General features: G+C 60.8%; 2 protein-coding genes and 3 pseudogenes. 3 read left to right on the forward strand and 2 right to left on the reverse strand.

The window, feature by feature from the left end:
* Positions 1 to 74: 74 nt before the first annotated feature.
* A pseudogene (locus tag I6F36_RS38210) lies at positions 75 to 994 on the forward strand (IS3 family transposase); the annotation flags it as partial.
* Positions 995 to 1253: 259 nt separating this feature from the next.
* Here the strand turns inward: I6F36_RS38210 and I6F36_RS38215 are convergent.
* Positions 1254 to 2275: pseudogene (locus tag I6F36_RS38215) on the reverse strand (IS110 family transposase).
* 78 nt (positions 2276 to 2353) lie between these two features.
* Here I6F36_RS38215 and I6F36_RS38220 point away from each other — a divergent pair.
* Positions 2354 to 2623 (forward strand): annotated as a pseudogene (locus tag I6F36_RS38220) (transposase); the annotation flags it as partial.
* Between the two features lie 89 nt (positions 2624 to 2712).
* On the forward strand, positions 2713 to 3750 hold the full coding sequence (locus I6F36_RS38225) for an IS110 family transposase (RefSeq protein ID WP_225143600.1): 1038 nt from the start codon (positions 2713 to 2715) through the stop codon (positions 3748 to 3750).
* 1335 nt (positions 3751 to 5085) lie between these two features.
* Here the strand turns inward: I6F36_RS38225 and I6F36_RS38230 are convergent.
* A partial coding sequence (locus I6F36_RS38230; RefSeq protein ID WP_225145768.1) for a hypothetical protein occupies positions 5086 to 5350 on the reverse strand: 265 nt, incomplete at its 5' end.

Genomic DNA, 5350 nt, shown 5'->3' on the forward strand with positions numbered 1-5350 from the left:
CCGAATCCCATCGTGTGGCGGCTTTGCCGACCACGAACAGAAGCAAGGTACCCGCGGCACGCGCTCTTAAGGGATTGACAGAAGCAGACCGAATACAGAAGCAGATCATCGGGATTTTGAAGGAGCACGAAGCTGGCGTGTCGGTTGCCGATCTGTGCCGGAAGCACGGCGTCAGCGATGCCAGCATCTACAAATGGAAAGCCAAGTTTGGCGGGATGGAGGTATCGGAGGCCAAGCGGCTGAGGACGCTGGAGGATGAGAACACGCGTCTGAAGCGGCTTTTGGCCGACGCCATGCTGGACAATGCTGCGTTAAAGGATCTCCTGGGAAAGAAGTGGTGACGCCCGCGGGGAAGCGGAAAGCTGTCGCCCATCTCATGGAGGCCCACGAGATGAGCGAACGGCGGGCGTGTAAAGCCATCGGCTGTTGCCGCATGACCATCAGATATCGGACGACCCGGGCGGATGACGCGGCCCTACGCCAACGCATGAGAGCGATTGCCGAGGTGCGCCGTCGCTTCGGCTATCGGCGCCTGCATGTTCTGCTCAGGCGGGAGGGCTATCTGGTCAACCACAAGAAACTGTTCCGGCTCTACCGGGAAGAGAGGCTCGCGGTCCGTCGCCGTGGTGGCCGCAAGCGGGCGCTCGGGACCAGGGCGCCGATGGTGGTGCCGATAGTGCCGAATGACCGCTGGTCGCTCGACTTCGTCTCGGACCAGCTCACCGATGGCCGCCGCTTCCGCATCCTGACCGTGGTCGACGAGTGCACGCGCGAATGCCTGGCGTTGGTGGCCGACACCTCGCTGTCGGGCTCCCGGGTGGCGCGGGAGCTGGACCGGCTGATCATCGAGCGCGGCAAGCCCAAAATGGTGGTCAGCGACAACGGCACCGAATTGACCAGCAACGCCATCCTGACATGGGCCGATCAGAGCCGCGTCGCCTGGCATTACATCGCGCCCGGCAAGCCGACGCAGAATGCCTTCATCGAAAGCTTCATGTATAGACGGCCCCGCGGGTGCAAGAGGTTTTTACAGCATTTTGGATATCGGTCGGGTGCGTTCATGTATACGGCCTGTTAGTGCGACCGATGCCATGGCCGCTGGCCCTGATGGAGATCGCGGATCGAGGCCTCATCAACGGGTCGCGCTTGTTGCGCTTAAAGCTCTTCGGGCTTGCTCGATCCCCAGCTCCGCCGGTGTCCATCATGCTGTCATTTGCCCTACACACCATAAGGTGGCCAACATACGCGGAAAGTCAGGCCGCGAGCTTTGACCGATAGAATTCTCCGGTCGTCATCATCGCCCAGACGATCCGGGCCAACTTGTTGGCAACGGCGACGGCGACGACCATGGGCCGACGCCGTTCAAGCAGGGCTTCGATCCAGCCGCCTCCAACCCGGGAGCGTGCCTTTGGGTACCGAACGACGTTACGTGCTCCGATGACAAGCAAGTGCCTGAGATAGGAATCGCCCTGTTTCGTAATCCGGCCGAGCCGATCCTTCCCGCCAGTGGAATTCTGCTTAGGCGTCAGGCCAAGCCAGGCCGCGAACTCCCGCCCGGAGCGGAACATGGTCGCGTCCGGTACGGTCGCGGCGAGAGCCGTGGCCGTTATGGGACCGATCCCGGGAATCGAGGACAGCAACTTCGCCATCGGATTTACTCGCTGGATCTGAGCTAGCTCGCGCTCGATGGCCTCGACCTGCCGGTCCAATTCCTTCAGTTGGTTCATAAGAACGGCCAGTGCGATGCGGGCATGGGACGGCAGCGTCAACCCCTCGTCATCCAACAAGTCCACCAGACCATCCACCCGTTGCCGGCCTTGCCCGAGGATGATTCCGAACTCAGCAAAGTGAGCCCGAATGGCGCAGGCTGTCATGGTTCGCTGGCGGACCAGCAAGCCTCTTGCACGATGAAGCATCAAGAACCCTTGGTTCTCGACGCTCTTGATTGGAACGAACCGCATATTTGGACGGGTGACGGCTTCGCAGATCGCGGCCGCGTCAGCAGCGTCATTCTTGGCTCCTCTTCGTACGTAGGGTTTGACATAGGCCGGCGGAATCAATCTTACATCGTGTCCAAACTGCCGAATCTCCCGCGCCCAGTGAGAGCGGTCGCGCAAGCCTCGATGCCGACCAAGCAAGGTGCGAGCGAGGAGAAGAACGACATGATCTCGCCTCGCCGGAGGCGCTGGCGACTGGTCACTTGGCCTTGGCTGTCAACTGCATGGATGTGAAACACGTGCTTCGAAATGTCCAATCCAATTGTCGCGACTTTCATAGGGAATAGCTCCTGTTAGCGGGTCCGTACATCGCCAGTATATCGCGGCGCCGAGGGAGCGGGGCCGTCTTCCCCATCAATGGCCGTCTCCGAGACGAATTGTTGAACGAGACGCTGTTCACGTCGCTGGCCCAGGCCCGCGTCGAACTCGGACATTGGCGGGCCGACTACAACGATACGCGACCTCACTCGCAACTCGGATGGAAAACACCATCGGAGTTTGCCTTCACCTGCAACCCGCGACGGGATCTGGCGCTGCGCTATGCCGATGGCTCCGCACCAGCTCCCGTCGCTACCACCGCCCATTCGGCTAAATCCAACAGCCGGGGCGAACTCAGGACTGGATAAAACTTGATGTGGTGGAACGGCCCGCTCCAACTGCATCAAAGTGCTAGAACGTGGTCGTTGTTCGAACGCCACAAAGGAGGGACCGTTCCGTGAAACAGGTTAGCACCATCGGGTTAGATTTGGCCAAGCACGTTTTCCAGGTTCACGGCGCGGATGCGGAGGGCTCGCCCGTGTTCAACAGGAAATTGCGGCGCAGCGAGGTTCTGCGCTTCTTCGAGAAAGTGCCACCATGCCTGGTGGGGATGGAAGCCTGCGGTAGCGCCCACTATTGGGCGCGCGAGATCGCAGCTCTCGGTCATGAGGTGCGGCTCATTCCCCCGGCTTATGTTAAACCCTTCGTCAAGCGAGGCAAAACGGATGCGGCGGACGCGGAGGCCATCAGCGAAGCGGTGACCCGCAAGACCATGCGCTTGGTCCCGATCAAGACGGCCGAGCAACAGGCTGCCGCGATGGTGCTGAAGACCCGCGCTCTTCTAGTGCGGCAGCGAACGCAGGCGGTCAACGCGTTGCGCGCGCATCTGGCTGAATTGGGCATCATCGCCACCGCTGGCCTTGCAAAGGTTGAGGCGCTGATCGCAATCGTACGGGATGAGACAGATGCTCGCCTGCCCGCAGCAGCGCGCTTCGCGCTGAGGGCTATTGTCGACCAGATTGAAGCTTCAGCCGACCAAATCGAGAGGCTCGAGCGCGCGATTGTTGTGGAGACCAAGCACGACGAGGACATGCGTCGGTTGACCACGATACCTGGCGTCGGCGCCATCACGGCGGCGACCATCAAGGCGCTCGTGCCGGATCCCGGCGGGTTCAAGTCGGCTCGCCACTTTGCCGCCTGGCTCGGATTGACGCCGCGGCCTCATTCAAGCGGAGGCAAAGAGCGACTGGGAGGAATATCGAAGATGGGAAATCCGGAACTCCGCTCTCTGCTCGTTGTCGGGGCGACGGCCGTCTTGCGGGTTGTCCGAAACGACGCTCGGGCGCGGCCGTGGCTGAAGGCGCTTCTCGCCAGACGGCCCTTCAAGGTTGCCGCGGTCGCGCAGGCCAACAAGACGGCGCGGATCATCTGGGCGCTTCTGAACAAGGGCGGGACGTACCGACGTCCCGACCCGCTGACTGCCGCCGCCGTCTGATGGACGCAGTGACCGCCAAAGCGATCTGACCGGCGCAGGCCGGCAGAGGGCAAGGTGCAACAACAGCCGATGAACCCATGGGACGACATCCCGAAACGAGTGAAGCTACTGCCCCCAATGCGCTCAAACGCGTAAACTTGATTTAGCCCCTCGTTCCGCGGATCTCATCGAGGCCAGCGGCCATGTGCCGCGCGCAAAGGCCGGACATATGACCGCACCGAATATGTGAAATCGACTGAAAAAGCTCTTGCCACGCGGGCCGTTCCACATATGGGGGCAAGGTCAATCCACGTGTCGAACGCGTCCTTGGAGCAACCACAATAGGCGGCCCGCGTCGGCCTTAGTGGGGCCCCGAGGCGCGATCTGATCGGCGCGTAGTATCCGCTCCGAACGTCTCAGCTCTGCGGGCGAAGGTTTGTCACGCTGATGATCACCGTCCATTTGGACCTATGGTAGAAGTTAGCGGCAACGTGACGCGGCGCCCGCTTAGAGAAAAAGCGCTGTCCCCTACCACGCGCCGCTAACTTCAACATGGCCAGCCTCAAGCGCCTGAAGCTGACGGCGGAAAGTATCGTCCGGAAAGCCCGTGGCACAACTACCAGGACTGGTCGTCGCCAGGCGCTTGGGCGATCAGTCTCGGCGATCTTCGAGTTCGAGACGTTGCGAATGACTTCCATTTTAGTTCCCCTACAGGCTTCTTAGTGAAACCCCGCAGAGACTGATGGAAGCCTCCGCTGGCGGCGGGAGGCTAAGAACCTGTAGAGCACAGGCGCGCTTATTCGTGGTGTTTCCAGCCTTAGCGCGGCCCTCCCGCCATAGCGGAACGTCGAACGGAAAGCCGGACACAAAAAAGCGCCGTTCGAAGCTCGGCGCTGTGGGCGCCTTTAATGGGGTTCTTAGGCCCCGCGCAATCTATCGACTGCGCAACTATACAATGCACAACCGCGCCGTTTCTGTCAACGCCAAATCCGCTTTAAGCCACTGATTTTAGGGGCGTTTTGTAAGGTGACATTCCTTACACAGACTGAACCACCTCGCGACCCTCGGTCGGTAAGGGGTTGAAGACTACGCCCATTGATAAATCGATGTCTGTGGAAAGCAGCGCGGATGCGACTCGGCGCCCATATCGACCAGGGGGTCTTGGATAGGGGGCGCTGCCTGCCGCATCCGCACTTCCGGGACGGTTGGCGACGAACGTGACTCGGCGCATTCCACCTGGAATGGAGCAAGCATGGAAGGCGCTGTCCCTATCACGTGCCGCAAATCCCGGTAGTGGATTCTAGCAAGGCGCCGCCAAGCAATCGCCTACCGGGATTGGTGGGCATGCAGAAACGATCAGAGCGCCGCGAACTGTGCGCTGATCTCCCCATATCTCCGCTTCAGCTGCCGCAACCTCTGAAGGCCAAGCGCCCTCTCAAGCATCGGCTCGCCGCAGCATTTCATCACGACCCGAATGGCGCGAGCCGGAATGTCCTGAACCTCCTCCGAATTGATGGACACCTGTAGTAGGCTCGAAGAGCCAGGAGGTGTCGGATGGAAGGACGTCAACGTCGGTCGTTTACGGATGACTACAAGCGGCAAGCGGTTGATCTCGTAGTGT

The sequence above is a fragment of the Bradyrhizobium sp. BRP19 genome, from assembly GCF_020194195.1.
Taxonomy (GTDB): Bacteria; Pseudomonadota; Alphaproteobacteria; order Rhizobiales; family Xanthobacteraceae; genus Bradyrhizobium; species Bradyrhizobium yuanmingense.